We start from the raw sequence: 26448 nt of genomic DNA, 5'->3' as shown, positions 1-26448 counted from the left end.
GATGGTGCTCAACGGCCCCAACCTGGGCCGGCTCGGCAGCCGCGAGCCGGACGTCTACGGCGCCACCTCGTACGCCGGGCTGGTCGAGCGCTGCACCGCGCTCGGCAAGGAGTTCGGCTTCGAGGTCGAGGTGCACGAGACCAACTCCGAGCAGCAGATGGTGGAGTGGCTGCACGAGGCGGCCGACGGGCAGGTGCCCGTGGTGATCAACCCGGGTGCGTTCACGCACTACTCGTACGCGATGCGGGACGCCGCCGCGCAGCGCACCGCGCCGCTGATCGAGGTGCACATCTCCAACCCGTACGCCCGGGAGACCTTCCGGCACACCTCGGTGATCGCCGCGGTGGCCTCCGGCACCATCGCCGGTTTCGGGCTCGGCTCGTACGAGCTGGCGCTGCGCGCGCTGGCCGAGCAGCTCACCACGCGCTGAGCGCGGGCCGGTCCGCCTCCTGCACACGGGAGCGCGGACCGGCCGCGCGGGGCCCGCGGCCCGGCAGCGGACTGTGCCCGCCGCCGGGCCGCCGTGTAGTGTCCCCGCTGAGAGGTGTCGGGAGGTGCCGTGACGCAGTACGCCGGAGGTGGGCAGGTCCCGCCGCGTCCCGCCGCTCCGCCGGTGCCGCCGGGGGGCGGTGCGGGGGCGACCCCGTCGGGAGCGCCGGTTCCGTCTCCGCCGCCTCCTCCGCCGCCGACGGTCAGGCCCGCGCCGGCCGCTCCGCAGCCGTCCGCGCCCGCTACCGCTCCGGCGCCCGCACCCGTGCCCACTCCGGTGCCCGTGTCCGCTCCCGCGCCCGTGCCCGCTCCGGTGCCCGTGTCCGCTCCGGCGCCCGTGCCTGCTCCGGCGCCCGTGCCTGCTCCCGCGCCCGTGTCCGCTCCGGCCCCGGCCGGGGGCCCGGCTCCGGCGCCGGCCCCCGTCGCGGCCCCGGCGCCCGCCCCGGCACCCAGCGCGCCGGTTCCCGCCGGCGGGACCGGGCACTTCGTGCTGCCGTCCGGGATGCCCGTCCAGCTGCCCGCCCACCCGCCGCAGCAGCACGCGCCCACCGGGCCGATCGCCGTCCTGCTGATCGGGCCGGCCGGGGCCGGCAAGACCACCGTCGCCCGGTACTGGGCCGAGCGCCGCCCGACCCCGACCGCGCACATCAGCCTGGACGACGTCCGCGAGTGGGTGCAGTCCGGCTTCGCCAACCCGCAGTCCGGCTGGAACAACGCCTCCGAGGCGCAGTACCGGCTGGCCCGCCGCACCTGCGGCTTCGCCTGCCGCAACTACCTGGCCAACGGCATCTCCTGCATCATCGACGACGCGGTCTTCCCGGACCGCCCGGCGATCGGCCTCGGCGGCTGGAAGCGGCACATCGGCCCCGGCATGATCCCGGTCGTCCTGCTGCCCAGCCTGGACTCGGTGCTGCGCCGCAACGCCCGGCGCAGCGGCAACCGGCGCCTCGGGGACGAGGAAGTGGCGCGCATCCACGGACGGATGGCCGGCTGGTACAACTCGGGGCTGCCGATCATCGACAACTCCTACCTGGACGTGGCCGGGACGGCCGCCGAGCTGGACCGCGTGATCCTGGCCCGGCTGATGGGCATGCCGGTCCGCTGACCTGCGGATTCGTGGAGCTGTCGGTGCCGGCTGCGATGATGGACCGGTCCTGTCGCAGCGCCCCGAGGAGCTGACGCCCGTGCCGGAAGGCCACATCATCCACCGCCTCGCCGTCCGGAACCGGAAGGCCTTCGGCGGGCGCCCGGTCCGGGTCTCCAGCCCGCAGGGCCGGTTCGCCGACGAGGCCAAGGTGATCGACGGGCAGCTGCTCACCGGGGCCGAGGCCACCGGCAAGCACCTCTTCCTCGGCTTCGAGGAGGGCGGTTGGGTGCACATCCACCTCGGGCTCTACGGCGGTTTCACCTTCGGCACCGGCCCGGCGCCCGAGCCGGTCGGCCTGGTCCGGCTGCGGCTGGAGGGCGAGGACGGCTACGCGGACCTGCGCGGTCCCAACACCTGCGCGCTCGTCACCGACGACCGGAAGGCCGCCGTCGTGGCCCGCCTCGGGCCCGACCCGCTGCGGGCCGACGCCGATCCGGAGGCGGCCTGGCGCCGGATAGCGGGCAGCCGGACGACGGTCGCCGCGCTGCTGATGGACCAGAAGGTGCTGGCCGGGGTGGGCAACGTCTACCGGGCCGAGGTGCTGTTCCGGCACGGCATCGACCCGTACCGGGCCGGGCGCGACCTCACCCGGAAGGAGTGGGACGCGATCTGGGCCGACCTGGTCGCCCTGATGCACGAGGGCGTCGCGGCCGGCCGGATCGACACCGTCCGCCCCGAGCACACCCCCGAGGCGATGGGCCGCCCGCCCCGCGTGGACGACCACGGTGGCGAGGTGTACGTCTACCGGCGGGCGGCGATGCCCTGCCTGGTCTGCGGCACGGACGTCCGCACGGAGGAGCACGCCGCGCGGAACCTCTTCTGGTGCCCGACCTGCCAGGCGGCCTGAGGAGCCGATCCGCCCTCCGGCGCGGCTCCCGGACCGTAGGCTGGGGCCGACCGGCCGGAGGGAGCAGGCAGATGGAGCAACGCCGGGTGGCCAACACCGTGTCAGGGACGGTGGGCGGCCACGTGGTGCAGGCCGACACCATCGGATCGGTGCACCTCCACCAGGTGGAGCCGCCGCCGAGACCTCGTCAGGTCCGGCTGCCGCACGGCCCCTTCGTCAACCGGGAGCCGGAACTCGCCGCGCTGACCGCGGCGTTGGGCCGGGTCGAGGGGGGCGGGCTGGGGATCGTGGTGTTCACCGGGCTCGGCGGGGTCGGGAAGACCGAGCTGATCGCCAAGTTCGCCGAGGAGCACCGGGACCGCTTCCCGGGCGGGGACCTCTACGCGGACCTCCTGGCCTACCGGCACCGGGGCGGGGTGGACCTCCCGTCGCTGCTGGCCGGCTTCCTGCGCGCCCTCGGGTCGGAGCCCCCGGCGGTGGAGGCGGAGCGCTTCACGATGTTCCGCACCGTCACCGCCGAGCGGCGGTGCCTGTTCTTCCTGGACAACGTCGAGCACGCCGCCGAGGTGCGCGCCCTGCTCCCGTCGAGCGGGCTGGTGGTGGTCGCGAGCCGGCGGCGGCTGCCCGCGCTGCGGACGGACGGCGCCGAGGTGCGGCAGCTCGGGCCGCTCGGTACGAGCGCCGGCACCGACCTGGTGCGGGCCTGGCTGGGCGCAGGGCGGGGCACGGACGGGGAGTTGGCGGCGCTGGTCGAGCTGTGCGGCGGGCTGCCGCTGGCGCTGAACGCGGTCGGCAGCCAGCTGCTGGACCGGGACAACCTGCCGGTCGGCCGGGTGGTGGCCGAACTGCACGACCGGGAAGGCGGATCGGCCTTGCTGGACGACGAGGAGAACGCCCTCGGCCCGACGTACGACCTGGTCCACGAGCGGCTGTCGCCGAAGGGCCGGGCGCTCTACCGCCTGATCGGCGTGCACCCGGGCCCCTTCGTGTCGGCCGAGTCGGCGTGCGCCGCGGGTGTCGAGCAGGCCGGCGCGGCGCTGGACGAGCTGCGCGCCGTCCACCTGGTCGACGAGGTGGTCGACGACGGCCCCGGGATCCGCTACCGCGCCCACGACGTGGTGCGGCTGCACGCCTACCGCCGCGCCCGCGACCTGCCCGGCCGGCTGGAACTCCTCGCCCGGGTGGTGGCCTACTACCGGGGCCGGGCCGCGCTGGCCGACCGGGCGATGGGGGAGCGGCTGCGGCTGCAGGAGGCCGGCGGCGAGGAGCTGCCCGGTTTCGCCTCCGGCGCCGACGCCCTGGAGTGGCTGCACGCCGAGCGGGCCAACCTGCGTGCGGTGGTGGAGGAGGCGGCCGAGCAGCAGTGGCACGGCGAGGTGTGGCGGCTCTGCGAGTCGCTCTGGCCGCTGTACCACGGCCGCAAGCTGTACGAGGACTGGATCGCGACCCACCGGCTCGGCGTCGAGTCGGCCCAGTGGGACAACCAGCCGGCCGCCGTCGTCCGGATGCGCAACCAGCTCGCCCGCGCCCACTTCGAGCGCAAGGAGTACCCGCTCGCGGCCGAGCAGTTGGCGCTCGCCGCGGAGCAGCTGCCGCTGGTGGCGGACCGCCGCGTGGTGGGGGTGCTGCACGAGACGGACGGCCTGCTCTGCCTGGCCGACGGCCGGCCCGGCGACGCGGTGGAGCGGTTCACGCTGGCCCTGGCGGAGAACCGGGGCGACGACCACGGTGAGATCGTCCAGAGCTACAACCTGGCGCAGGCGCTGATCGCCGACGGCCGGGCGGAGGAGGCGCTGACCGTGCTGGACGGTGCCGTCGCACGGGCCGCGGACACCGACGACCGCGACATGCTGATGAAGCTGCCGCTGGTCCGGGCCCGGGCCCACCGCGCGCTCGGGCAGCTGCGTCTCGCCGCCGTCCACGCCGGTGACTGCGCCCGACAGGCCGAGCAGCGCAAGCAGTACGCCAAGGAGGCGCAGGCGCACACCCTGCTCGTCGGCCTCGCGGCGGAGCTGGGCGACGAGGAGCTGGCGGAGCGCAGCCGTGAGCGGCTGCGGGAGCTGCGGGCACGGGACGGCCGGGAGGGCTAGGGCAGGGGCGGTCGGGACTCGGTGCCCGTGGCCGGAGCGGTCGGGGCGGCTAGGACGGGGAGGGGCGGGGCGGCTCGGTGGTGAACCAGACCCGGGTGCGGTGTTCGCCGGTGCGGACGGTGAGCCCGTGCTCGGGGAGGCCGGCCGGGTCGCCGCCGTCGGCGAGCCAGCAGGCCACGGCGGAGCCGAGCAGCAGCGGGTCGAGGCGGGGCTCGGGGCTGCCCCAGTCCGGTTCGGCGCGGGCTTCGAGGAGCAGCCCGGTGCGCAGCCGGAGCAGGTGGCGGGCCGGTCCGAGGGCGGCCACCGCGACGGCGAGGCCGGGGAGTTCGGCGACGGTGTCGGCGAGCCAGCGGGTGGCGGGGCGCTCGGCGCGGACCTCGGTGCGGGCCAGCACCTCGGCGGTGTAGCGCAGGGCGTCGCCGGGGTGCTCGTCGGTGAGAGCGTGGAAGCCGCGTGGGGTGTGGTCGGCCGGGTCGAAGGGGTAGCGCCGCAGTCCGACCTCGGTGCCCTCGCTCTCGCCCTCGACGTCGTACGCGGTGGGCGCGTCGGTGGTGCCGGGGCGCGGGACGGGCCCGGGGTAGGGCGGCAGGAGCGGTTCGTCCCCCGGTTCGTCCAGCTGTTCCAGGAAGGAGTAGAGCAGCGGGCGCAGCACCTCGGCGGAGCGGCCGCGGCGGCTCAGCGAGCGGTCGGTGAGCGGGCGCAGGGCGGCCGGGTCCCGCTTGGCCAGGGCCAGTTCGAGCTGGGCGGCGAGGTCGCCGTCGGGGTCGAGCAGGGGCGCGGCCTGCCCGAAGGCGTAGCCGGGGGAGCGCGGGTCGAGTTCGGCGGCGCCGGTGGCGACCAGCACGGTGGGCCGCTCCAGGGCGGCGCCGTAGACGGAGACCGAGCCGTGGTCGCCGATCAGGCAGTCGGCGGCGACCAGGGCGGCCTGCCAGCCCTGGTGCGGCGGGATCAGGCGCAGGCCCATCCGGCGGGCGGCGTCGAGCAGGGCCTCGGGGTCGTGGCGGCTCCAGATGTTGGGGTGCAGGACGACGGCGACGGCGTACTCGTCGGCGGGCAGCCGGCGGACCAGGCGTTGAGGCAGGTCGGGGCGGCGGCCGAATAACGAGTGCTCGCTCCACGTGGAGTTGACGACGACGAGCCGCCGGCCGTCGACGGCGCCGAGCGCGGCGCGGTAGGCGTCGCGGGAGCGCAGGCTGCGCAGCATCCGGTCGAAGCACGGGTCGCCGACCACCCGGGCGACGTCCAGTGCCTCGGGGCAGGAGACCCGCAGGCGGTCCAGCTGCTCCGGGTGGGAGAGGCCGAGGACGTCCACGAACACCCGCCCGCGGTGGGTGAGTTCCTTGCGGGAGAGGCCGGCGGCGCTGACCGTGTCGCCGGTGGACTCGGTGACCAGGCGGTTGTAGCCGGCGCCGTGCGGGAGCACGACGAGCCGGGCGTCCAGGCGGTGCATGGAGGAGTGCACGGCGCAGGAGACGGCCAGGTCGAAGCGGTGCCGGACGGCGTCCTCCCAGTCCAGCAGGGTGAAGCCGGGCAGGCCGTGCAGGTACTCGTCCAGGGCGCGATCGGCGAAGGCGGAGCCGGGGTTGACGGTGAAGTACCGCTCGACGCCGTCCGGGTGCAGCAGGGTGAGGACGTCCAGGACCCGGGTGGCGGAGGTGAGGGTGCGGGCGACCGCCAGCACGCGGGCCTTGACCGGTCGGGTGTTCCAGCGGTCGGCGGGCCAGGCGTGGGGGTGGGACGGCACACCATGATCGTACTCATCCGGGGTGCCGGTGCGGCCGCGTTTCCCGAGTGTCGGTCAGCCGGCCGCGGCGGTGGGCTCGTGGTGCTCGGCGGCGACGCACTCGTCGAGGAGGGGGCGCATGTCCTGGTCGACGAGCCGGTAGCGCACGACTCGTCCGTCCTTGTCGCCGGTGACCACGCCGGCCGTGCGGAGCAGCCGCAGGGCCTGGGAGACGGCGGGGTCGCGCATGCCGGTGGCGACCGCGAGGTCGGTGACGGCGAGCGGGCCCGCCCGGTGGAGGGCGAGCAGCAGGGCGAGCCGTCCGGGGTCGGCGAGCAGCGAGAACCGCTCGGCCCAGGACCGGACGTGCGCGGCGTCACCGATCGCGGCGATGGCCTCGCAGACCCGGTGTCCGTCGATGGTGCGGTGGCCCGCGCGGTCGGCCGGTACGAGATGCATGCGGACATTCTTGCAGGCGGGCGGCTGTGATCCTGGACACCTGCGCAGGTGCGCAGCCTTGCATGGGTCGGGGCCGGGCCCCTACCGTGTAGCCCGCCGTGGTGCTCGGGAAGACCGGTGACGGACCCTCAGGGGTCCGGAGTCCGGAGCGGCCCTCGCCACTGTGATCGGGCCGATCCCCCGTCCGCGGGGGAGCGCCGTCCGTACCCACGACGTCACTGGGCGCCTCGCGCACCCGGGAAGGCGGGTACGGGCGTGTCCCGTAAGCCAGGAGACCGGCCGCGGCATCTCACGAAGTGATTCCACGAGGTGCTGGAGCGTGATCCGCAGATGACCCTGCCCGAAACCGCCGCCGCGGAGGCCGCAGCGGCTCCCTCCGTGCTGCCCACCTTCCGGTGGCGGCGCGAGGACACCGTCCGCACGGCCGGGCTGATGGGCGTGATCCTGGCCATGCACGTGGTGGCCTTCGGGACGCTCATCTTTCTGGTGGCACCCGAGCGGTACGCGGTCGGTACCCAGGTCTTCGGGGTGGGCCTGGGTATCACCGCGTACACCCTCGGGATGCGGCACGCCTTCGACGCCGACCACATCGCGGTGATCGACAACACCACCCGCAAGCTGATGGCGGACGGCAAGCGGCCGGTTTCGGTGGGCTTCTGGTTCGCCCTCGGGCACTCCTCGATGGTGGTCATCATGGCCGCCCTGGTGGCGGGCGGCGCGCAGCTGGCGAACACGCTGATGGACGACGAGTCGACCACCCACAAGTGGCTCGGGGTGGTCGGGACGACGGCCTCCGGCGCGTTCCTGTACCTGATCGGGGCGCTCAACCTGGCGGCGCTGCTCGGGATCCTCAAGGTGTTCCGGGCGATGCGCGCCGGGCAGTACGACGAGGCGGAGCTGGAGGCGCACCTCGACTCGCGCGGCTTCATGGCCCGGGTGCTGAACCGGGCCACCCGGTCGATCACCCGGCCGGGGCAGATGTTCCCGGTCGGCATGGTGCTGGGCCTGGGCTTCGACACCGCGACCGAGGTCACCCTGATGGTGATGGCCGGCTCGGGTGCGGCCGCCGGACTGCCCTGGTACGCGATCGTCTGCCTGCCGCTGCTGTTCGCGGCCGGGATGAGCCTGTTCGACACCCTGGACGGGACGTTCATGAACTTCGCGTACCAGTGGGCCTTCGCCAACCCGGTGCGCAAGGTGTACTACAACCTGACCATCACCGGGCTGTCGATCGCGGTGGCCTTCATCATCGGCACCATCGAGCTGGTCGGGGTGCTGCACGAGAAGTTCGACCTCACCGACCCGGTGAGCGGCTGGATCGCGGACATCTCGCTGGACAACGTCGGCTACGCGATCGCCGGGCTGTTCGTGGTGGTCTGGGCGCTGGCGATCGGGTACTGGAAGCTCGCCCGGGTGGAGAAGCGCTGGGCGCCCGAGGGCTCGTGACGGGCCTGAGCCCGGGGGCATGAGCGCGGCTCATGACGTCGGGCATGAGCGTGACTCATGGGGTCCCATGAGGTCGGCTCATGGCGTCGGGGCATGAGCCCGGCTCATCCCACTGCGCCCCATGAGCGCGGCTCATGGGGCAGCGTCATGAGCGCCTCTCATGCGGCCGCGAGCAGCAGCGTTCCCGCGACGGCGAGCCCGGCGCCGACCACCTGGACCGGGCGCAGCCGCTCCTTGAACACCCCGCGTGCCATCAGCGCGGTGACCACGGGGTAGAGCGAGGAGAGGACGGCGGCCACCGTGGCCGAGCCGCGGTGCGAGGCCATCGCGAAGACGGCGTTGGCGACGACGTCGGCGAGACCGACCGCGGTGAGCAGCGGCAGCCGGGCCCGCAGTCCCGGCAGCAGGCCGGCCGCAGCCCCGGAGCGGCGCAGGCCGGCCACCAGGACGGTGCCGCCGACGGCGACGTTGCACAGCCGCTGGACGCACAGCACCAGCAGCAGGCCGCCGCCGGCCGAGGCGTGCGCGATCAGGGCCATCACCGTGCCGAAGCCGAGGGCGGCGCCCAGGGTGAGCAGCAGGGTGCTGCGGGCGGCGGCCCGGCCGCCGCGCTCGGGCCCGGAGGCGAGCACCACACCGGCCACCGCGACGGCGATCCCGGCGATCCGGCCGGGGCCCGGGCGGTCGCCGAGGGCGAGGCCGACGCCGACGGGCACCAGGACGGCGACGGTGGTCAGCGGCGAGACCACGCCCATCGGGCCGAGGGCGAGCGCGCGGTAGAAGGCGAGGACCGCGAACGGGCCGATCACCCCGGCCGCGACCGCGTACCAGAGGGCGGGGGAGGCGTCGGCCCAGCCGCCGGTGGCGAGGACGGCGGCCAGCAGTACGGCGGCGGCCGCCGCCTGGGAGGCGACCACCACGGCGAGCGCGGGCAGCCGCCGGGCGAGTGCGCCGCCGCCGAAGTCGGCGACGCCCCAGAGCAGGCTGGCGGAGAGCGCGAGCAGGGCGGTCACGGGCGGGCCCCGGACCGCAGGGGGCTGCCCGGGGCGGTGGGCCCGCCGGGCACGGAGGGACTCAAGGACAGCACAATGCACTCCGAAGTACAGTCGGATGGACTCGTTGCCGAGGTTTGGCAGCGTAGTGCAACAAACTGAACTTGCCGAACACTATTTCGTACTGTTTCGACCAGTGGACACACCGGAGGACTGACCGCGTGCCGGACCCCGACCTCGTCTCCCGGGCTCTCGCCCGGAACCTCAAGCGGCTGCGCACCGAGCGCGGTCACACCCTGGACGCCCTCGCCGCCCGCTCCGGGGTGAGCCGCGGCATGATCGTCCAGATCGAGCAGGGCCGTACCAACCCGAGCGTGGCCACCGTCGTCCGGCTCGGCGACGCGCTGGGCGTCTCGGTCGCCACGATGCTCGACTACGAGAAGGGTCCGGACGTCCGGATCGTGCCGGCCGACCAGGCCGTGCCGCTGTGGGCCGGGCCGTCCGGCGGTACCGGCACCCTGCTGCACGGGATCGAGGCGCCCGGCCCGCTGGAGCTGTGGAGCTGGCGGATGGAGCCGGGCGAGGAGTACTCCTCGGAGCCGCACCCGGCCGGGACGGTGGAGATCGTCCGGGTCGACGAGGGCGAGCTGACCCTGGTGCACGACGAGCGCGAGCACCCGGTGCCGGTCGGCGGCACGGTCTCCTTCGACGCCTCGTACCCGCACGTCTACCGCAATGCGGGGGAGCGGACGCTGGCGCTGACCATGGTGGTCTCGGTACCGCCGCCGCGCTGATCCCCGGCGCCGCCCCGGTTGCGGCCCCCTTGCTCGTATGCCGCAACGGCGCCTCCCCACCCGGGGAGGCGCCGTTGCGGCGTTCTCGGTGTCGACCGCCCTCAGTGGCGGGCGCCGACTGCCTTCGGTCGCGGGTGCCGGTCGCCGTCAGTGTCGGTCGCCGTACCGCTGGCGGAAGCGCTCGACCCGCCCCGCGGTGTCGAGCACGCGGGACTGGCCGGTGTAGAAGGGGTGGCTCGCCGAGGAGATCTCGACGTCGATCACGGGGTAGGTGTTGCCGTCCTCCCAGACGACGGTGCGGTCGCCGGTGACCGTAGACCGGGTCAGGAAGGCGAGGCCGCCGACCTTGTCGCGGAAGACGACCGGGCGGTAGGCGGGGTGGATTCCGGGCTTCATGGCGGGGTTCCTCCTGGGGGTCGGTCGGATTCGGGTTCGGGGCTGGGTGCGGGGGTGCTCAGCGCTCCTCGCGGAAGTCGACGTGCCGGCCCGCGACCGGGTCGTACTTGCGCAGGACCATCCGGTCCGGGTCGTTGCGGCGGTTCTTGCGGCTCACGTACGTGAAGCCGGTGCCGGCGGTGGAACGGAGCTTGATGACGGGACGCAGTTCGCTGCGGGCCACGGGGCGTCCTCCTGGGGTCGTGGTGCGGGTGTCCGGGGTGCCGGGCCGAAACCGTACACCGAAATGGATGTCATTTTCATCTGGTGTAACGTGAGCTCCGTCCTGCCCATTCCCGGACGCCAGGGAGCAAGAAGCACCCATGTCTGCCCACTGCCAACTCGCCGGCCGCCGGCCCGGCTTCGGCAACGCGATCTCGCACTCGCACCGCCGCACCCCCCGCCGCTTCGACCCCAACATCCAGCGCAAGCGCTACTGGCTGCCCAGCGAGGGCCGGTACGTCCGGCTCGTGCTGAGCGCCAAGGGCATCCGCACCGTCGACGCGATCGGCATCGAGGCCGCCGTCGCCCGCATCCGGGCCCGGGGGGAGAAGGTCTGATGGCCAAGCAGAGCAAGATCGCCAAGAACGAACGGCGACGCGCCGTCGTCGCCCGCTACGCAGAGCGCCGGGCCGAACTGAAGCGGATCATCGCCCGACCCGGCACCGACCCCGCCGAGCGCGCCGCCGCGCAGACCGAACTCGCCCGCCAGCCGCGCGACGCCAGTGCCACCCGGATCCGCAACCGCGACGCCGTGGACGGCCGCCCCCGCGGCTACCTGCGCGCCTTCGGCCTCTCCCGGGTCAACCTCCGCACGCACGCCCACGCCGGTCACCTGCCGGGCGTCCGCAAGGCCAGCTGGTGAGCGGCATGACGGCCGACCCGGACGGGATCAAGCTGCCGGTGGTCGTCGTCGCCGGTCTGCACGCCGACGAACGCCGCGCCGCCGTCGGGGAACTGGCCGCCGCCGCGGTGGACGCGGTGGTGCTTCGGCACGATCTGCGGGACGCCTCGCTCGGCCTCGTCCACCGCGAACTGCAGGACGCCGGAGGGGCGTTCGACGTGGACGACGTACCGCTGACGAACGACTGCCCGTGCTGCGCCCTGCGCGAGGACCTCCTGCCCCGGCTGCTGGAGATCGCCGACGAGGGCCGCCACGGGCTCGCGATCGTCGAACTGTGGGGCGGCAGCGACCCGCACCCGGCCGTGGAGGTGATCGCCGGAGGGGAGTCGGACGGCCGGCAGCTCGCGGACGTCGTCGAGCTCGCGGGCGTGGTCACCGCGGTCGACCCGGACCGCCTGATCGGCGAACTGTCCGTCCCCGACGACCTGGTGGACCACGGCGAGCACACCGCCGGGCGGGACGAGCGGACCCGCGCGGAGGCGCTCGCCCATCAGATCGAGTACGCCACCACCCTCGCCGTCCCGCGCGCCACGGCGCACGCGCCGGGGCTCGCGCTGCTGCGTCAGCTCCACGCCACGGCCAGGGTCGTCCGGCTCGGCACCGGCACCCTCACCCGGGCCGCGCTCGGCGGGTTCGACGTCGCCGCCGCCCGCGACCGGGTCAATCCGGCGATCGCGCTGCTGCCGCAGCAGCGGGACGAGGCGGGTGTCACCACCCTGGTGTGGGAACGCCGCCGACCGCTGCACCCGGGGCGGCTGCACGAGGCGCTGGAACTGCTCGTCCCGGCGGCGCAGCGCAGCCGCGGCCGCTTCTGGCTGGCCAACCGGCCCGACCTGCTGCTGGCCTGGGACGCGGCGGGGGCCAAGCTCGCGGTCGAGGAGTGCGGGCCCTGGCTCACCGCCCTCCCCGACGCGGCCTGGGACCTCTACCCGCCCGCGCGCCGGGCGGCCGCCGCCCTCGACTGGCACCCGCTGCACGGTGACCGGGTCCAGCAGCTCAGCTTCACCGCGGAGGGACTGGACGCCGACGGCATCACCGCCCTGCTCGACTCCTGCCTGCTCACCGACACCGAACTCGCCGCCGGCGAAGGGGGCTGGAAGGCCCTGCCCGATGCCTTCCGGGACCTGCTCGCCCCCGTCCACTGACGTCCGCCGAAAGGACTAGGAGACCCCGATGGCCGTACCCAAGCGCAGGACCTCCCGCAGCAACACCCGCCACCGCCGCGCCCGCTGGAAGGCGACGGCTCCGCGGCTGGTCCCGATCACGGTCGACGGCCGGGAGCTGCTCGTGCCGCAGAACCTGGTTCCCGCTTACCGGCGCGGGTTGATCGGCCCGGACGGGGCGTAGCGCGGCCCGGTCCGGGGTGGGCGCCGTCGGGGGGTGTGGGCCCCCGGCGGCGCCGCCCGCGTCCCCCCCCGGGGGAGCGGCCAGTGGCGGCGCCCCGGCCACCCGGTGGCCCCGCCCGGCCCGGGCGGTGGCGGGAACCCTTCGGCCGGTACCGGTCGCCGGAACCGGTCGGTGGGAACCGGTCGCGGGAACCAGCCGGTGGTACGGGGGCGCGGGCGGGCGCGGGGAGGCACCCCGGGGTCCTGTCGGGGGTGCTCGGCGGGCGGTTCGGGCCGGGGGTTCGTAGGCTCGACGCATGGCGGATGCGTACGCGGGGCGGCGGGAGCGGGTGAGGGAGCACTGCAGTGCGGCCGGGGCCGATGCGGCGCTGATCACCCGGGCGGCGAACGTGCGGTATCTGACGGGCTGCGCGCCCTGCGGGGCGACACTGCTGCTGACCAGGGAGCGGGCGCTGCTCGCGCTGCCGGACGACGTGCCGCCGGACGACACGGGGGAGCACCTGATCGCCGCGGACGTGACCCAGCTGCCGGTGGCGGCCGGGACGGACACCGCGCTGGCCGCCGCGGCCACGGCGGCGAGCTTCGGGGTGGCGGGGCTGGCGGTGGAGGAGCACGACCTGACCGTCAGCCGGCACCGGGCGGTGGCGGGCCGGGTGGAACGGGCCCGGCTGGTCGACCTGGGGCAGTTGGTCGAGCGGCTGCGGGTGGTCAAGGACGAGCACGAGATCGCCGACCTGCGGATCGCCGCCGAGATCGCCGACCAGGCGCTCGGCGAGCTGCTGGAGTCGATCCTGGTCGGGCGCACCGAGCGGCACCTGGCCATGGAGCTGGAGCGCCGGATGATCGACCACGGCGCCGACCGGGCCGCCTTCCCGGTGTCGGTCGGTACCGGCAGCCACTCCGGCCAGGCCGCCCACCAGCCGACCGACCGCCGGGTGGAGGAGGGCGACTTCCTGACCGTGGTGATGGGCGCCCAGTACCGCGGCTACCGCATCTCCACCGCCCGCACCTTCGTGATCGGCGCTGCTCCGGCGCCCTGGCAGGTGGAGCTGCACCGGCTGGTCTTCCGGGCCCAGCGGGCGGGCCGGGAGGCGCTCGGCCCGGGTGTCGAGCAGTGCGTACCCGACCGGGCCGCCCGGCAGGTCCTGGAGGCGGCGGGCCACACGGAGACCTCGCCGCATCCGGTGGGTCACGGCATCGGACTGGAGATCCGGGAGGCGCCGCGCCTCGGCCCGTCGGACATGGGTAAACTGGACAGCCGCGTACCGGTCACCGTCGGTCCGGGGGTCCACCTCCCGGGCAAGGGCGGTGTCCGGATCGAGGACACGCTCGTCGTGCGCCCCCTCGAAGAGGGCGGGCCCGAGCTGCTCACCATCACCACCAAGGAGCTCCTCGCCCTGTGACCGCGGCCCACGGCCGTCGGCGGCAGGACGCAAACCTTGGTTCCTTGACAGCTATATCCAGGAGTAAGTGCGCCCGTGGCTTCCACGAACGATCTCAAGAACGGCATGGTCCTCAAGCTTGATGGCGGCAAGCTCTGGTCCGTCGTCGAGTTCCAGCACGTCAAGCCCGGCAAGGGCCCGGCCTTCGTGCGTACCAAGCTCAAGGAGGTCCTGACGGGCAAGGTCGTCGACAAGACCTTCAACGCCGGCACCAAGGTCGAGACCGCCAACGTCGACAAGCGCGGCATGCAGTTCTCGTACAAGGACGGCGAGAACTTCGTGTTCATGGACATGGACACCTACGACCAGATCACGGTCGAGCCGTCCGTCGTCGGTGACGCGGCCAACTACCTGCTGGAGGGCTTCGAGGCCCTGGTCGCGACCAACGAGGGCGCCGTCCTCTACATCGAGCTCCCGACCTCCGTCGAGCTGGTCATCTCGCACACCGAGCCGGGCGTCCAGGGCGACCGCTCCACCGGTGGCACCAAGCCGGCCACCCTGGAGACCGGTGCCGAGATCCAGGTCCCGCTCTTCGTCGTCACCGGCGAGAAGGTCAAGGTCGACACCCGCGACGGCAGCTACCTCGGCCGGGTGAAGTAAGTCCGTGTCGGCCGCACGCAGCAAGGCCCGCACCCGGGCCTTCCAGATCCTCTTCGAGGCCGACCACCGCGGGGTCGACCCGCAGCAGGTCCTCGCCGACTGGGTGGCCCGCGCCCGCGACCCCAAGCCCGACGAGGGCACCCCGCAGGTCGGTGAGTACACCATGGAGCTGATCGAGGGGTACGTCCAGCACGCCCGTCGCATCGACGACCTGATCTCGCAGTACGCGGTGGGCTGGACGCTCGACCGGATGCCGATCGTGGACCGCAACGTCCTGCGACTTGGTGCGTACGAGCTGATCTGGGAGGACGGCGTCCCGGACGCGGTCGTCCTGGACGAGGCCGTCGAGATCGCCAAGGAGTTCTCCACGGACGACTCCCCGGCCTTCGTCAACGGTCTGCTCGCCCGCTTCCTGGAGCTGAAGCCGAGCATCCGCCGGTAACGGCCACGCCCTTCCGACGGCCGTCGGACCCGAACGCGGGTCCGGCGGCCGTCGGCGTTCCCGGCCGCGTTCGGCGATCCCGGTCCCGTCCGGCCCGGTCGCGTCCGGCGTTCCCGGTTCGTCCGGCGTTCTCCGAGTCTTCGCTGTTCCCGGCCGTCGCGCGTTTCACCCGGGCGGCGTAAGGTGAGTTCCTACTCATCAGTAACTTGGTGTTCGGAACCCCGTGCGAAGGGCAGGTCCCCCACATGACCACCGCGATCCGCAGCGAGTTCGACCAGGGCATCGCCCTGACCAGACACGCCGAGGAGGCCGGCCGCTACGAGGCCGAGCTGGGCGAGGGCTGGCAGATCGGCGGCGGGGTGAACGGCGGGCTGCTGCTCGCCGTGGCCGGACACGCGCTGTCGCTGGAGCACGGCACGCACCCGGACCCGGTGTCGATCAGTGGTTACTACCTGTCCGCCTCCACCCCCGGCCCGGCCACCGTCCGCACCGAGGTGCTGCGCTCCGGCCGCGGGCTCTCCACCGGCACCGCCTCGCTCAGCCAGGACGGCGTCGAGCGGCTGCGCGTGGTGGCCAGCCACGGCGACCTCTCCACCGCCGACGGCGAGGTGCGCACCAGCGCGCAGCCGCCGCAGCTGCCGCCGCCGGAGCAGTGCATCGGCGTGGAGCACGCGCCCAAGGAGCTGATCGCCCAGGCCGCCCTGCTGGAGCGCTTCGACCTCCGGCTGGACCCGGCCACCGTCGGCTGGGCGCTCGGGCAGCCCTCCGGCAACGGGCGGATCCAGGGCTGGTTCCGGCTCGCCGACGGCCGCGAGCCCGACCCGCTGCTGCTCCTGCTGGTCGCCGACGCGCTGCCGCCGGTCACCTTCGACCTCGGCATGCCGGGCTGGGCCCCGACCGTCGAGCTGACCGTCCACCTGCGCGCCAAGCCCGTCCCGGGCTGGCTGCGCGTCACCCACGCGACCCGCAACCTGGCCGGCGGGTACTTCGAGGAGGACGCCGAGGTCTGGGACGAGTCCGGCCGCCTGGTCGCGCAGTCCCGCCAGCTGGCCCGGGTGCCCCGGTAGGTCCGGCACGGGCGCGGCGCCGGTGCTATTACCCGTGGTTACATTCCTGTGACACGCCGTACGTGTGCGACGCGCGGGGGGTGGGGAGGAAGGCGGTCAGCGGCGAGCCCGCCGCCGACCGTCACCGCCGATGCCAGGAGCCACCCGTGAGCGAGCGAAGCGAGCGAACTGTCGAGAGGCGTGCCCGGGCGACCGCCCTCGCCGAGCGCGGCGAGGTGGGCGCATGAGCCGGAACGGTCGCGCCCGTCGCAACTCCGACTGCACCGCCGGCGGTCCTCGGCCCGCGGTCCGGGCCTCGCACCGGCCGCCGCGGGCCGAGGGCGGCGAGCGGGCCGAGGGGGCCGGGGCGCCGGCCGGGGGTGCCGACCAGGCGTTCGTCATCGGCGTGCTGACCGACGCCGCGGACTTCGCGCGGGCCCGCGCCTGGGGGATCTCCGACGCCCCCGACTTCGAGCGCTACCTGGCCGACACCGCCGAGCTGCTGGCCGACGCGCTGGAGCGCTTCGAGACCGTCCGGGCCCGGATGTTCCACCCGCAGGACTTCGAGGAGTTCTGCCTGCTCCACGGCCTGGACCCGGCCGCACCCACCGCCCGTGACCGCTACCTGGTCAACCCGCCGCTGCAGACCCAGCTGCTGGCCTATCAGGGCGAGGAGCTGGCCGGGGACTTCGTGCCGCGCCTCGTCCGGGCCCGGGAGAACGGGCTGACGCTCAGCCACGCCGACCTGCTGCTCGACGGCGGGCTGTACGGGGGTGCGGGCGAGCCGGACGACGGGCACGCCGACTGGGTGCGCGCCGCCTACCGGCGCGGGGGCGAGGTGTTCCGCCGGATGCTGGTCGGCGCGGGCGCCGGTGTGTACGAGCTGCGCCTGCGGGTGGACGCTCCCGGCGGGGCCCTGACCGCGGCGGCGCGGGTGCTGCAGTGGGAGGACGGCGTGGTGCGGGTCAACGACGAGGACCTGGAGCTGGTCTGCGCGGTGCTGTGCGCCGGGCTGGCCCTGGAGCTGCCGGGCGTCGCGGTGCTGCACGGTTCGCAGGGCTCGGCGGCCTCCTGCGGGGAGTACCTGCCGGCGTCCTGGGCGTGGTCGAGCGGGGGCCAGGACTGGGCGCCGGCGGACCGGCCGGTCCGGCTGGACGGGGTGGCGGCGCGGCCCGGCTACAGCCTGGGCACCGTCTGCTGAGGCCCCGGTGCCCCGGTGCCCCGAGGCCTGCGGCGGTGCGGGCGAACGCCGCGGCGCGGCCCCGTTTCGGGGTGCCGCGCCGTGACGTTTCTGCTTGTCAGCACTGGTGAAACGAGTGCTGGGAACTGCAAGGGATCCGCTGGCGGGAGCCGGTGCGGTGAGCCTCAGCTCGCGTCCTCCTCGCGCACCGCGCGGCGCGCATCGGGGTTCAGCACGCCCCACGAGATGAGCTGCTCGGTGAGGATCGACGGCGACTGGTCGTAGATGACCGCCAGGGTGCGCAGGTCGTCCTGGCGGATCGACAGCACCTTGCCGTTGTAGTCACCGCGCTGGCTCTGGATGGTCGCCGCGTAGCGCTGCAGCGGACCGGCCTTCTCGGAAGGGACCTGGGTCAGTCTCTCCAGGTCGAGGACCAGCCGCGGCGGCGGCTCGGCCGCGCCACCGGGGGTGCCGCCGGGCAGCAGCTCCTGCACCGGGACGCCGTAGAACTCCGCCAGCTCGGCCAGCCGCTGCACGGTGACCGCACGGTCACCGCGCTCGTACGAGCCTACGACGACTGCCTTCCAGCGCCCCTGGGACTTCTCCTCGACACCGTGCAGGGAGAGACCCTGCTGAGTGCGGATCGCTCGGAGCTTGCCTCCGAGTTGCTTCGCGTAGTCGCTGGACATTGATCTCCCCGGACGAGATTGCTTCGCGTTCAGTGGTGGGTCACGGGCGATTGCCGACGCCGTTACCGGTGGGTTCGACGTCCGTCTCGTAACTCACTGTGAGGTTACGTAGAGTAAGGTAGTTGCGTCAAGCCGAATGGGGCAGTCGTGCGAATGGCCCGCATCGTCGGCGCGTCCGGGGTGTAAACCACGGGAAGCGGAATGATGGACTTCTGTTTGCCGTCCGGGGCGCTGCTACGATGACCCGAAGCCCACGCCGGTCCGGCGGGGGCGATCCCAGACATCCTTTAAGGCCCGTCCAGTGAGGCGGGGAAGGAGGTCCGCTTCGGCATGACCGCATACCAGGATTCGACGCCGCGACCGCCGCACCAGGTGCTGGACGGTACGGACATCGCCCGGGTCATCACCCGGATAGCGCACGAGATCGTCGAGCGCGCCAAGGGCGCGGAGGACGTCGTGCTGCTCGGCATCCACACCAGGGGCGTCCACCTCGCCCGCCGCCTGCACGGCCGGCTGGCCCAGATCACCGGGCGCGACATCCCGCTGGGCACCCTGGACATCACCATGTACCGGGACGACCTGAGGCTGAAGCCCGCCCGCGCCCTGGAGCACACCGAGATCCCGTCCGGCGGCATCGACGGCAAGCTCGTCGTGCTGGTCGACGACGTGCTCTTCTCCGGCCGCACCATCCGCGCCGCGCTCGACGCCCTGAACGACATCGGCCGGCCCCGCGCCGTCCAGCTCGCCGTCCTGGTCGACCGGGGCCACCGCGAGCTGCCGATCCGCGCGGACTACGTGGGCAAGAACCTCCCCACCTCGCTGCGCGAGGCCGTGCAGGTGCGCCTCTCCGACAGCGACGGCGTGGACGCCGTCCTGGTCGGCGACCGCGACTTCGCCCAGCGCTCCTCGCAGGCCATGGCAGCCAAGCCCACCGAACCGCACCTCCCGGAGTAACCCGCGTGAAGCGCCACCTCGTCTCCGCCGCCGATCTCAGCCGCGACGACGCGCTGCTGATCCTGGACACCGCCGAGGAGCTGGCCCAGCTCTCCGGCCGGGCCGTCAAGAAGCTGCCCACGCTGCGCGGCCGCACCGTCGTCAACCTCTTCTTCGAGGACTCCACCCGGACGAAGACCTCCTTCGAGGTCGCCGAGAAGCGCCTCTCGGCCGACGTCATCAACTTCTCCGCCAAGGGCTCCTCGGTCTCCAAGGGCGAGAGCCTCAAGGACACCGCGCTGACCCTGCAGGCCATGGGCGCCGACGCGGTGGTCATCCGCCACCACGCCTCGGGCGCGCCCGCCCGGCTGGCCCAGTCCGACTGGCTGCACGGCAGTGTGATCAACGCCGGTGACGGCACCCACGAGCACCCCACCCAGGCGCTGCTCGACGCCTTCACGATGCGTCGCCACCTCAACCCCGGCTCGGGCCACGACCTGGCCGGCCGCCGGGTGACGATCGTCGGTGACGTCCTGCACAGCCGGGTCGCCCGCTCCAACGTCCACCTGCTGAACACCCTCGGTGCCCAGGTCACCTTCGTCGCGCCGCCGACGCTGCTGCCGATCGGCATCGAGAACTGGCCCTGCGAGATCAGCTACGACCTGGACAGCGTGCTCCCCAAGACGGACGCGCTGATGATGCTGCGGGTGCAGCGCGAGCGGATGAACGCGGCGTTCTTCCCGACCGAGCGCGAGTACAGCCGCCGCTACGGCATGAACGGCCTGCGGCTGTCCCGGCTGCCGGAACACGCGATCGTGATGCACCCCGGCCCGATGGTCCGCGGCATGGAGATCACCGCCGAGGTCGCCGACTCGCCGCGCTGCACCGCGGTCGAGCAGGTCGCCAACGGCGTCTCCGTCCGGATGGCCGTGCTCTACCTGCTGCTCGGCGGAGCCACCCCCGCCGACGCCCCCGCCGACGCCCCCCGCACCGAGACCGTGGAGACCGCTCAGTGACCACCTACCTGATCCGCAACGCCAAGATCCTCGGCGGCGCCCCGCAGGACCTCCTCCTCGCCGACGGTGTGATCAAGGAGATCGGCACCGGCCTGACGGCCGAGGCGGACATCGAGATCGACGCCACCGGGCTGATCGCGCTCCCCGGCCTGGTCGACCTGCACACCCACCTGCGCGAGCCCGGCCGCGAGGACGCCGAGACCGTGCTCACCGGCACCCAGGCCGCCGCGATGGGCGGCTTCACCGCCGTGCACGCGATGGCCAACACCACCCCGGTGGCCGACACCGCCGGCGTGGTCGAGCAGGTCTGGCGCCTCGGCCAGGAAGCCGGCTACTGCGACGTCCGCCCAGTCGGCGCCGTCACCGTCGGCCTGGAGGGCAAGAAGCTCGCCGAGCTCGGCGCGATGCACGAGTCCGCCGCGGACGTCCGGGTCTTCTCCGACGACGGCAAGTGCGTCGACGACGCGGTGCTGATGCGCCGCGCCCTGGAGTACGTCAAGGCCTTCGACGGCGTCGTGGCCCAGCACGCCCAGGAGCCGCGGCTCACCGAGGGCGCACAGATGAACGAGGGCCAGGTCTCCGGCGAGCTCGGGCTCGGCGGCTGGCCGGCCGTCGCCGAGGAGTCGATCATCGCCCGCGACGTGCTGCTCGCCGCGCACGTCGGCTCCCGGCTGCACGTCTGCCACGTCTCCACGGCCGGCTCGGTCGAGATCATCCGCTGGGCCAAGGCCAAGGGCTGGGACGTCACCGCCGAGGTGACCCCGCACCACCTGCTGCTCACCGACGAGCTGGTCCGCTCCTACGACCCGGTGTACAAGGTGAACCCGCCGCTGCGCACCGCCGAGGACGTCCAGGCGCTGCGCAAGGCGCTCGCCGACGGCACCATCGACGCCGTCGCCACCGACCACGCGCCGCACCCGGACGAGGACAAGGACTGCGAGTGGGCCGTCGCCGCGATGGGCATGGTCGGCCTGGAGACCGCGCTGTCGGTCGTCCAGCAGACCATGGTCGAGACCGGCCTGCTGAACTGGGAGGGCGTCGCCGACCGGATGTCGCGCCGCCCGGCCCGGATCGGCCGTCTCACCGGACACGGCCGGCCGATCTCGGTGGGTGAGCCCGCCAACCTGGTGCTGTTCGATCCCGCGTACCGTGGTGCCGTGAACCCGGACAGCTTCGCCACCCGCAGCCGCAACACCCCCTACAAGGGCCTGGACCTGCCCGGACGGGTGCACGCCACCTTCCTGCGCGGCCGCGCCACCGTGCTGGCCGGCGAGCTCGCCGAGCAGGACGGCGCGCAGTGATGGACTACGCCACGCTCGCCAAGGAGCAGGCGAAGGTCACCAACTGGCCCGGGTACATCGGCTGGTCCGTCGGCCTGCTGATCCTGATCGGCCTCGTCTACTGGCTGATGCGCCAGGGCTGGAACTGGCGGCGCACCCTGCAGTCCGGCATCCCGCCGCTGCCCGCCGTGCCGGACGGCGCCGGGCGCACCATCCTGGAGACCAGCGGCCGGTACCACGGCACGACCACCGCCGGGAACTGGCTCGACCGGGTCGTCGCGCACGGCCTGGGCACCCGCAGCCGGGCCGACCTCACCCTCGGCGAGGACGGCCTGCTGGTCCGGCGTCCCGGTGACGTCGACCTGTGGATCCCGGCCGCGCACCTGACCGGCGCCCGCACGGACTCCGGGATCGCCGGCAAGGTCGTCCCGTCCGGGCTGCTCGTCGTCACCTGGACGCACGAGGGCTCCGAGCTGGACTCCGGCTTCCGGGCCGACCACCCCGACGAGCACGCCGCCTGGGTCGAGGCGATCGCTCACCTTGCCACACGTACGCAGACGAAGAAGACGGAAGAGGCCGCGCAATGACCGCACCTGCCCCCACCACGCAGCGCCAACGGCGGGAACGCGTCCCCGCCGTGCTCGTCCTGGAGGACGGCCGGACGTTCCGCGGCCAGGCCTACGGCGCGATCGGCGAGACCTTCGGCGAGGCGGTCTTCAACACCGGCATGTCCGGCTACCAGGAGACCCTGACCGACCCGTCGTACCACCGCCAGGTGGTCGTGATGACCGCCCCGCAGATCGGCAACACCGGCTGGAACGACGAGGACGACGAGTCCGCGCGGATCTGGGTCGCCGGCTACGTCGTGCGCGACCCCGCCCGCGTCGCCTCCAACTGGCGCTCGCGCCGGTCGCTCGACGAGGAGCTGGTCGACCAGGGCATCGTCGGCATCAGCGGCATCGACACCCGCGCGCTGACCCGCCACCTGCGCGAGCGCGGCGCGATGCGCTGCGGCATCTTCTCCGGCGAGGCGCTGGCCGACCCGGCCGCCCTGCTCGCCCGGGTGCAGCAGTCGCCCGAGATGAAGGGCGCCGACCTGTGCGCCGAGGTGGCCACCACCGAGGCGTACGTCGTCCCCGCGATCGGCGAGAAGAAGTTCACCGTCGCCGCGCTGGACCTCGGCATCAAGGGGATGACCCCGCAGCGGATGGCCGAGCGCGGCATCGAGGTGCACGTGCTGCCGGCCAACTCCACCCTGGAGGACCTCTACGCGGTCCAGCCGGACGGCGTGTTCTTCTCCAACGGCCCGGGTGACCCGGCCACCGCCGACCACCAGGTCGCCGTGGCGCAGGGCGTGCTGGAGCGCAAGACCCCGTTCTTCGGGATCTGCTTCGGCAACCAGATCCTCGGCCGCGCCCTGGGCTTCGGCACCTACAAGCTCAAGTACGGCCACCGCGGCATCAACCAGCCGGTGCAGGACCGCACCACCGGCAAGGTCGAGGTGACCGCCCACAACCACGGCTTCGCCGTGAACGCCCCGCTGGACAAGGCGAGCGACACCCCGTACGGGCGGGTCGAGGTCTCCCACGTCTGCCTGAACGACGACGTGGTCGAGGGCCTGCAGGCGCTCGACGTCCCCGCCTTCAGCGTGCAGTACCACCCCGAAGCTGCTGCCGGCCCGCACGACGCGGCCTACCTCTTCGACCGTTTCGTGAAGCTCATGGAGGGCCAGCGTGCCTAAGCGCACTGACATCAAGTCCGTCCTGGTGATCGGCTCCGGCCCGATCGTGATCGGTCAGGCCGCCGAGTTCGACTACTCGGGTACGCAGGCCTGCCGGGTCCTCAAGGCCGAGGGCCTGCGGGTCGTGCTGGTCAACTCCAACCCGGCCACGATCATGACCGACCCGGAGATCGCCGACGCCACCTACGTCGAGCCGATCACCCCGGAGTTCGTCGAGAAGATCATCGCCAAGGAGCGCCCCGACGCGCTGCTGCCCACCCTGGGCGGGCAGACCGCGCTCAACACCGCGATCTCGCTGCACGCGGCCGGCACGCTGGAGAAGTACGGCGTCGAGCTGATCGGCGCGGACGTCGAGGCGATCAACAAGGGCGAGGACCGCGACCTCTTCAAGGGCGTCGTCGAGGCCGTCAACGCCAAGATCGGCTACGGCGAGTCCGCCCGCTCGGTCATCTGCCACACCATGGACGAGGTGCTGGCCGGCGTCGACACGCTCGGCGGCTACCCGGTCGTGGTCCGTCCCTCCTTCACCATGGGCGGCGCCGGCTCCGGCTTCGCCCACAACGAGGAGGACCTGCGCCGCATCGCCGGCCAGGGTCTGACCCTCTCGCCGACCACCGAGGTGCTCCTGGAGGAGTCCATCCTCGGCTGGAAGGAGTACGAGCTGGAGCTGATGCGCGACAAGCACGACAACGTCGTGGTCGTCTGCTCCATCGAGAACTTCGACCCGATGGGCGTGCACACCGGTGACTCGATCACCGTCGCCCCGGCGATGACCCTCACCGACCGCGAGTACCAGATCCTGCGCGACATCGGCATCGCCGTCATCCGCGAGGTCGGCGTCGACACCGGCGGCTGCAACATCCAGTTCGCGGTGAACCCCGAGGACGGCCGGGTCATCGTCATCGAGATGAACCCGCGCGTGTCCCGCTCCTCGGCGCTCGCCTCCAAGGCCACCGGCTTCCCGATCGCCAAGATCGCCGCCAAGCTGGCCGTCGGCTACACCCTGGACGAGATCCCCAACGACATCACCGAGGAGACCCCGGCCTCCTTCGAGCCGACCCTCGACTACGTCGTGGTCAAGGTGCCGCGGTTCGCGTTCGAGAAGTTCCCGAGCGCCGACGCCACGCTGACCACCACCATGAAGTCGGTCGGCGAGGCCATGGCGCTGGGCCGCAACTTCCCCGAGGCGCTGCAGAAGGCGCTGCGCTCGCTGGAGAAGAAGGGCTCCCAGTTCTCCTGGATCGGCCCGGTCGGCGACAAGACCGAGCTGCTGGCCAAGGCGGTCGTGCCGACCGACGGCCGGATCAACACCGTGATGCAGGCGATCCGGGCCGGCGCCACCCCGGAGGAGGTGTTCGAGGCCACCAAGATCGACCCGTGGTTCGTCGACCAGCTCTTCCTGCTGGACGAGATCGCCGGCGAGCTGGCCGCGGCCGCCGAGCTGACCCCCGACCTGCTGCGCCACGCCAAGCGGCACGGCTTCTCCGACACGCAGATCGGCGAGATCCGCGGCCTGAAGCCGGACGTCGTCCGCGAGGTGCGCCACGCCCTCGGCATCCGCCCGGTGTTCAAGACCGTCGACACCTGCGCCGCCGAGTTCGCCGCCAAGACCCCGTACTTCTACTCGTCCTACGACGAGGAGAACGAGGTCGCCCCGCGCTCCAAGCCCGCCGTGATCATCCTGGGCTCCGGCCCGAACCGCATCGGCCAGGGCATCGAGTTCGACTACTCCTGCGTGCACGCCTCCTTCGCGCTCGCCGAGGCCGGGTACGAGACCGTCATGGTCAACTGCAACCCGGAGACCGTCTCCACCGACTACGACACCTCCGACCGGCTCTACTTCGAGCCGCTCACCCTGGAGGACGTGCTGGAGATCGTCCACGCCGAGCAGCAGGCCGGACCGCTGGCCGGCGTGATCGTCCAGCTCGGCGGCCAGACCCCGCTCGGCCTGGCCCAGGCGCTCAAGGACAACGGCGTGCCGATCGTCGGCACCCAGCCCGAGGCGATCGACCTCGCCGAGGAGCGCGGCGCCTTCGGCCGCGTCCTGCGCGACGCCGGCCTGCCCGCGCCCAAGCACGGCACCGCCTTCTCCTTCGAGGAGGCCAAGGCGATCGCGGACGAGATCGGCTACCCGGTCCTCGCCCGCCCGTCCTACGTGCTCGGCGGCCGCGGCATGGAGATCGTCTACGACGAGGCCTCGCTCGCCTCCTACCTGGAGCGGCACGCCGGTCTGATCTCCGAGCACCCGGTGCTCATCGACCGCTTCCTCGACGACGCGGTGGAGATCGACGTCGACGCGCTCTACGACGGCACCGAGCTCTACCTCGGCGGCGTCATGGAGCACATCGAGGAGGCCGGCATCCACTCCGGCGACTCCGCCTGCGCGCTGCCCCCGATCACCCTCGGCGGCCACGACATCAAGCGCCTGCGCGCCTCCACCGAGGCCATCGCACGCGGCGTCGGGGTGCGCGGTCTGATCAACATCCAGTTCGCCCTCTCCGGCGACATCCTGTACGTCCTGGAGGCCAACCCGCGCGCCTCCCGGACCGTCCCGTTCACCTCCAAGGCGACCGCCGTGCCGCTGGCCAAGGCCGCCGCCCGGGTCTCGCTCGGCGCCACCATCGCCGAGCTGCGCGCCGAGGGCATGCTCCCGGCCGAGGGCGACGGCGGCACGCTGCCCGCCGACGCGCCGATCGCGGTCAAGGAGGCCGTGATGCCGTGGAGCCGCTTCCGCGACGTGCACGGCCGCGGCGTGGACACCGTGCTCGGCCCGGAGATGCGCTCGACCGGTGAGGTCATGGGCATCGACAAGGTCTTCGGCACGGCCTACGCCAAGTCCCAGACCGGCGCCTACGGCGCGCTGCCGACCAAGGGCAAGGTCTTCGTCTCGGTCGCCAACCGCGACAAGCGCAACCTGGTCTTCCCGGCCCGGGCGCTGGTCGGCCTCGGCTTCGAGCTGCTCGCCACCGCCGGCACCGCCGAGGTGCTGCAGCGCGGCGGCATCCCCGCCACCGTGGTGCGCAAGCACAGCGAGGGCGAGGGCCCGAACGGCGAGAAGACCATCGTCCAGCTGATCCACGACGGCGAGGTCGACCTCATCATCAACACGCCGTACGGCACCGGCGGCCGCCTCGACGGCTACGAGATCCGCACCGCGGCCGTGGCCCGCGCGGTGCCCTGCCTGACCACCGTCCAGGCGATGGGCGCGGCCGTCCAGGGCATCGACCGGCTGCTGCGCGACGAGGTCGGGGTCATGTCGCTCCAGGAGCACGCCGAGCTGATCAACGCCGGCCGCAAGTAGCACCACCGCAGTGGGGGGCACCGAAAGCGAGTCGGGTGCCCCCCACTGCCATGCCCACCCGCCGCCCTCCGCCGGGCTGTTCCCGCCCGTCGCCCTCCGCCGGGCC

General features: G+C 73.3%; 27 protein-coding genes and 1 riboswitch. Of the genes, 21 read left to right on the top strand and 6 right to left on the bottom strand.

Annotated features, from left to right (window positions below; genetic code table 11):
- Position 1 precedes the first annotated feature (1 nt).
- The 4 genes from aroQ to ABT048_RS12015 all read left to right on the top strand — a co-directional run bounded on the left by aroQ (position 2) and on the right by ABT048_RS12015 (position 4573).
- Positions 2 to 430, top strand: a complete 429-nt coding sequence (aroQ, locus tag ABT048_RS12030; protein WP_148647724.1) for a type II 3-dehydroquinate dehydratase — start codon at positions 2 to 4, stop codon at positions 428 to 430.
- Positions 431 to 613: 183 nt separating this feature from the next.
- Positions 614 to 1594 carry an AAA family ATPase gene (locus tag ABT048_RS12025; protein WP_502894000.1) on the top strand — a complete coding sequence of 327 codons (981 nt, stop codon included), beginning with the start codon at positions 614 to 616 and terminating at the stop codon, positions 1592 to 1594.
- A 79-nt stretch (positions 1595 to 1673) separates the two neighbouring features.
- Positions 1674 to 2483: an Fpg/Nei family DNA glycosylase gene (locus tag ABT048_RS12020; RefSeq protein ID WP_350521241.1), complete on the top strand. Its 810-nt coding sequence runs from the start codon at positions 1674 to 1676 to the stop codon at positions 2481 to 2483.
- Positions 2484 to 2554: 71 nt separating this feature from the next.
- The gene (locus ABT048_RS12015; protein ID WP_350521240.1) at positions 2555 to 4573 is read left to right on the top strand and encodes an AAA family ATPase; all 2019 of its coding nucleotides are present in this window, start codon (positions 2555 to 2557) and stop codon (positions 4571 to 4573) included.
- A 49-nt stretch (positions 4574 to 4622) separates the two neighbouring features.
- Here ABT048_RS12015 and ABT048_RS12010 read toward each other — a convergent pair whose 3' ends face one another.
- Entirely contained in the window at positions 4623 to 6317 is a 1695-nt protein-coding gene (locus ABT048_RS12010) for a hypothetical protein (RefSeq protein ID WP_350521239.1), read from the bottom strand.
- 54 nt (positions 6318 to 6371) lie between these two features.
- A complete protein-coding gene (locus ABT048_RS12005) occupies positions 6372 to 6755 on the bottom strand; it encodes an ArsR/SmtB family transcription factor (protein WP_350521238.1) in 384 nt (127 codons plus the stop codon).
- An 82-nt stretch (positions 6756 to 6837) separates the two neighbouring features.
- Positions 6838 to 7053: riboswitch (cobalamin riboswitch) on the top strand.
- Between the two features lie 32 nt (positions 7054 to 7085).
- Between ABT048_RS12005 and nicT the strand changes: the two genes are divergently transcribed.
- The gene (gene nicT, locus ABT048_RS12000) at positions 7086 to 8201 is read left to right on the top strand and encodes a Nickel transporter NicT (protein ID WP_350521237.1); all 1116 of its coding nucleotides are present in this window, start codon (positions 7086 to 7088) and stop codon (positions 8199 to 8201) included.
- 158 nt (positions 8202 to 8359) lie between these two features.
- On the opposite strand, the gene ABT048_RS11995 is transcribed toward nicT, so the two are convergent.
- The gene (locus ABT048_RS11995) at positions 8360 to 9214 is read right to left on the bottom strand and encodes an EamA family transporter (protein WP_350521236.1); all 855 of its coding nucleotides are present in this window, start codon (positions 9212 to 9214) and stop codon (positions 8360 to 8362) included.
- Positions 9215 to 9414: 200 nt separating this feature from the next.
- Here ABT048_RS11995 and ABT048_RS11990 point away from each other — a divergent pair, with 200 nt between their 5' ends.
- Positions 9415 to 9987 (top strand): helix-turn-helix domain-containing protein, encoded by a 573-nt coding sequence (locus tag ABT048_RS11990; protein WP_350521235.1) that lies wholly within the window; start codon positions 9415 to 9417, stop codon positions 9985 to 9987.
- 147 nt (positions 9988 to 10134) lie between these two features.
- Here ABT048_RS11990 and ABT048_RS11985 read toward each other — a convergent pair whose 3' ends face one another.
- Together ABT048_RS11985 and rpmG are read right to left on the bottom strand one after the other, a co-directional pair.
- Positions 10135 to 10383: a type B 50S ribosomal protein L31 gene (locus ABT048_RS11985; RefSeq protein WP_350521234.1), complete on the bottom strand. Its 249-nt coding sequence runs from the start codon at positions 10381 to 10383 to the stop codon at positions 10135 to 10137.
- A 58-nt stretch (positions 10384 to 10441) separates the two neighbouring features.
- Positions 10442 to 10606, bottom strand: a complete 165-nt coding sequence (rpmG, locus tag ABT048_RS11980; RefSeq protein ID WP_350521233.1) for a 50S ribosomal protein L33 — start codon at positions 10604 to 10606, stop codon at positions 10442 to 10444.
- A 139-nt stretch (positions 10607 to 10745) separates the two neighbouring features.
- Here rpmG and rpmB point away from each other — a divergent pair, with 139 nt between their 5' ends.
- The 9 genes from rpmB (at position 10746) to ABT048_RS11935 (ending at position 17403) form a co-directional block, all read left to right on the top strand.
- Positions 10746 to 10982 (top strand): 50S ribosomal protein L28, encoded by a 237-nt coding sequence (rpmB, locus tag ABT048_RS11975; RefSeq protein ID WP_350521232.1) that lies wholly within the window; start codon positions 10746 to 10748, stop codon positions 10980 to 10982.
- Positions 10982 to 11287: a 30S ribosomal protein S14 gene (gene rpsN, locus ABT048_RS11970; protein WP_350521231.1), complete on the top strand. Its 306-nt coding sequence runs from the start codon at positions 10982 to 10984 to the stop codon at positions 11285 to 11287. Before rpmB ends, rpsN begins: the two co-directional genes overlap by 1 nt.
- Before the next feature lie 5 nt (positions 11288 to 11292).
- Positions 11293 to 12471 carry a CobW family GTP-binding protein gene (locus tag ABT048_RS11965; RefSeq protein ID WP_350521230.1) on the top strand — a complete coding sequence of 393 codons (1179 nt, stop codon included), beginning with the start codon at positions 11293 to 11295 and terminating at the stop codon, positions 12469 to 12471.
- 28 nt (positions 12472 to 12499) lie between these two features.
- Positions 12500 to 12673, top strand: a complete 174-nt coding sequence (gene rpmF / locus ABT048_RS11960; protein WP_350521229.1) for a 50S ribosomal protein L32 — start codon at positions 12500 to 12502, stop codon at positions 12671 to 12673.
- Positions 12674 to 12968: 295 nt separating this feature from the next.
- Positions 12969 to 14075 (top strand): M24 family metallopeptidase, encoded by a 1107-nt coding sequence (locus tag ABT048_RS11955; RefSeq protein WP_350521228.1) that lies wholly within the window; start codon positions 12969 to 12971, stop codon positions 14073 to 14075.
- Between the two features lie 75 nt (positions 14076 to 14150).
- On the top strand, positions 14151 to 14714 hold the full coding sequence (gene efp, locus ABT048_RS11950; RefSeq protein WP_350521227.1) for an elongation factor P: 564 nt from the start codon (positions 14151 to 14153) through the stop codon (positions 14712 to 14714).
- Positions 14715 to 14718: 4 nt separating this feature from the next.
- Positions 14719 to 15156 (top strand): transcription antitermination factor NusB, encoded by a 438-nt coding sequence (gene nusB / locus ABT048_RS11945; RefSeq protein WP_350521226.1) that lies wholly within the window; start codon positions 14719 to 14721, stop codon positions 15154 to 15156.
- A gap of 245 nt (positions 15157 to 15401) precedes the next feature.
- A complete protein-coding gene (locus tag ABT048_RS11940; RefSeq protein WP_350521225.1) occupies positions 15402 to 16223 on the top strand; it encodes a thioesterase family protein in 822 nt (273 codons plus the stop codon).
- A gap of 223 nt (positions 16224 to 16446) precedes the next feature.
- The gene (locus ABT048_RS11935; RefSeq protein ID WP_350521224.1) at positions 16447 to 17403 is read left to right on the top strand and encodes a DUF8829 domain-containing protein; all 957 of its coding nucleotides are present in this window, start codon (positions 16447 to 16449) and stop codon (positions 17401 to 17403) included.
- A gap of 164 nt (positions 17404 to 17567) precedes the next feature.
- On the opposite strand, the gene bldD is transcribed toward ABT048_RS11935, so the two are convergent.
- Positions 17568 to 18071 carry a transcriptional regulator BldD gene (gene bldD, locus ABT048_RS11930; protein WP_030056198.1) on the bottom strand — a complete coding sequence of 168 codons (504 nt, stop codon included), beginning with the start codon at positions 18069 to 18071 and terminating at the stop codon, positions 17568 to 17570.
- Positions 18072 to 18401: 330 nt separating this feature from the next.
- Between bldD and pyrR the strand changes: the two genes are divergently transcribed.
- The 6 genes from pyrR to carB are packed head-to-tail and all read left to right on the top strand — an operon-like array spanning position 18402 to position 26342.
- Positions 18402 to 19025, top strand: a complete 624-nt coding sequence (pyrR, locus tag ABT048_RS11925) for a bifunctional pyr operon transcriptional regulator/uracil phosphoribosyltransferase PyrR (RefSeq protein ID WP_350521223.1) — start codon at positions 18402 to 18404, stop codon at positions 19023 to 19025.
- Positions 19026 to 19030: 5 nt separating this feature from the next.
- Positions 19031 to 20020 carry an aspartate carbamoyltransferase catalytic subunit gene (locus tag ABT048_RS11920; RefSeq protein ID WP_350521222.1) on the top strand — a complete coding sequence of 330 codons (990 nt, stop codon included), beginning with the start codon at positions 19031 to 19033 and terminating at the stop codon, positions 20018 to 20020.
- Positions 20017 to 21321 (top strand): dihydroorotase, encoded by a 1305-nt coding sequence (locus tag ABT048_RS11915; protein WP_350521221.1) that lies wholly within the window; start codon positions 20017 to 20019, stop codon positions 21319 to 21321. The genes ABT048_RS11920 and ABT048_RS11915 overlap by 4 nt, the downstream gene beginning before the upstream one ends.
- Positions 21321 to 21887 carry a PH-like domain-containing protein gene (locus ABT048_RS11910; RefSeq protein ID WP_350521220.1) on the top strand — a complete coding sequence of 189 codons (567 nt, stop codon included), beginning with the start codon at positions 21321 to 21323 and terminating at the stop codon, positions 21885 to 21887. The genes ABT048_RS11915 and ABT048_RS11910 overlap by 1 nt, the downstream gene beginning before the upstream one ends.
- Positions 21884 to 23041, top strand: coding sequence for a glutamine-hydrolyzing carbamoyl-phosphate synthase small subunit (gene carA / locus ABT048_RS11905; protein ID WP_350521219.1), 1158 nt, complete (start codon positions 21884 to 21886; stop codon positions 23039 to 23041). The genes ABT048_RS11910 and carA overlap by 4 nt, the downstream gene beginning before the upstream one ends.
- A complete protein-coding gene (carB, locus tag ABT048_RS11900; protein WP_350521218.1) occupies positions 23034 to 26342 on the top strand; it encodes a carbamoyl-phosphate synthase large subunit in 3309 nt (1102 codons plus the stop codon). Before carA ends, carB begins: the two co-directional genes overlap by 8 nt.
- The last annotated feature ends 106 nt before the right edge of the window (positions 26343 to 26448 follow it).

The organism is Kitasatospora sp. NPDC096140 (assembly GCF_040303045.1).
Lineage (GTDB): Bacteria > Actinomycetota > Actinomycetes > Streptomycetales > Streptomycetaceae > Kitasatospora.
The sequence above is the reverse complement of the archived record's forward strand: the minus strand, read 5'-3'. Positions and strand labels throughout refer to the sequence as shown.

Excerpts from the sequence above, each read along its gene's own strand:
- ABT048_RS12015 (WP_350521240.1), top strand. The coding sequence starts at position 2,555 with ATGGAGCAACGCCGGGTGGCCAACACCGTGTCAGGGACGGTGGGCGGC.
- ABT048_RS11910 (WP_350521220.1), top strand. The coding sequence starts at position 21,321 with ATGGACTACGCCACGCTCGCCAAGGAGCAGGCGAAGGTCACCAACTGG.
- ABT048_RS11935 (WP_350521224.1), top strand. The coding sequence starts at position 16,447 with ATGAGCCGGAACGGTCGCGCCCGTCGCAACTCCGACTGCACCGCCGGC.
- rpsN (WP_350521231.1), top strand. The coding sequence starts at position 10,982 with ATGGCCAAGCAGAGCAAGATCGCCAAGAACGAACGGCGACGCGCCGTC.
- aroQ (WP_148647724.1), top strand. The coding sequence starts at position 2 with ATGGTGCTCAACGGCCCCAACCTGGGCCGGCTCGGCAGCCGCGAGCCG.
- bldD (WP_030056198.1), bottom strand. The coding sequence starts at position 18,071 with ATGTCCAGCGACTACGCGAAGCAACTCGGAGGCAAGCTCCGAGCGATC.
- ABT048_RS11940 (WP_350521225.1), top strand. The coding sequence starts at position 15,402 with ATGACCACCGCGATCCGCAGCGAGTTCGACCAGGGCATCGCCCTGACC.
- ABT048_RS11955 (WP_350521228.1), top strand. The coding sequence starts at position 12,969 with ATGGCGGATGCGTACGCGGGGCGGCGGGAGCGGGTGAGGGAGCACTGC.
- carA (WP_350521219.1), top strand. The coding sequence starts at position 21,884 with ATGACCGCACCTGCCCCCACCACGCAGCGCCAACGGCGGGAACGCGTC.
- rpmF (WP_350521229.1), top strand. The coding sequence starts at position 12,500 with ATGGCCGTACCCAAGCGCAGGACCTCCCGCAGCAACACCCGCCACCGC.
- nicT (WP_350521237.1), top strand. The coding sequence starts at position 7,086 with ATGACCCTGCCCGAAACCGCCGCCGCGGAGGCCGCAGCGGCTCCCTCC.
- pyrR (WP_350521223.1), top strand. The coding sequence starts at position 18,402 with ATGACCGCATACCAGGATTCGACGCCGCGACCGCCGCACCAGGTGCTG.
- ABT048_RS12005 (WP_350521238.1), bottom strand. The coding sequence starts at position 6,755 with ATGCATCTCGTACCGGCCGACCGCGCGGGCCACCGCACCATCGACGGA.
- rpmB (WP_350521232.1), top strand. The coding sequence starts at position 10,746 with ATGTCTGCCCACTGCCAACTCGCCGGCCGCCGGCCCGGCTTCGGCAAC.
- ABT048_RS11965 (WP_350521230.1), top strand. The coding sequence starts at position 11,293 with ATGACGGCCGACCCGGACGGGATCAAGCTGCCGGTGGTCGTCGTCGCC.
- ABT048_RS11985 (WP_350521234.1), bottom strand. The coding sequence starts at position 10,383 with ATGAAGCCCGGAATCCACCCCGCCTACCGCCCGGTCGTCTTCCGCGAC.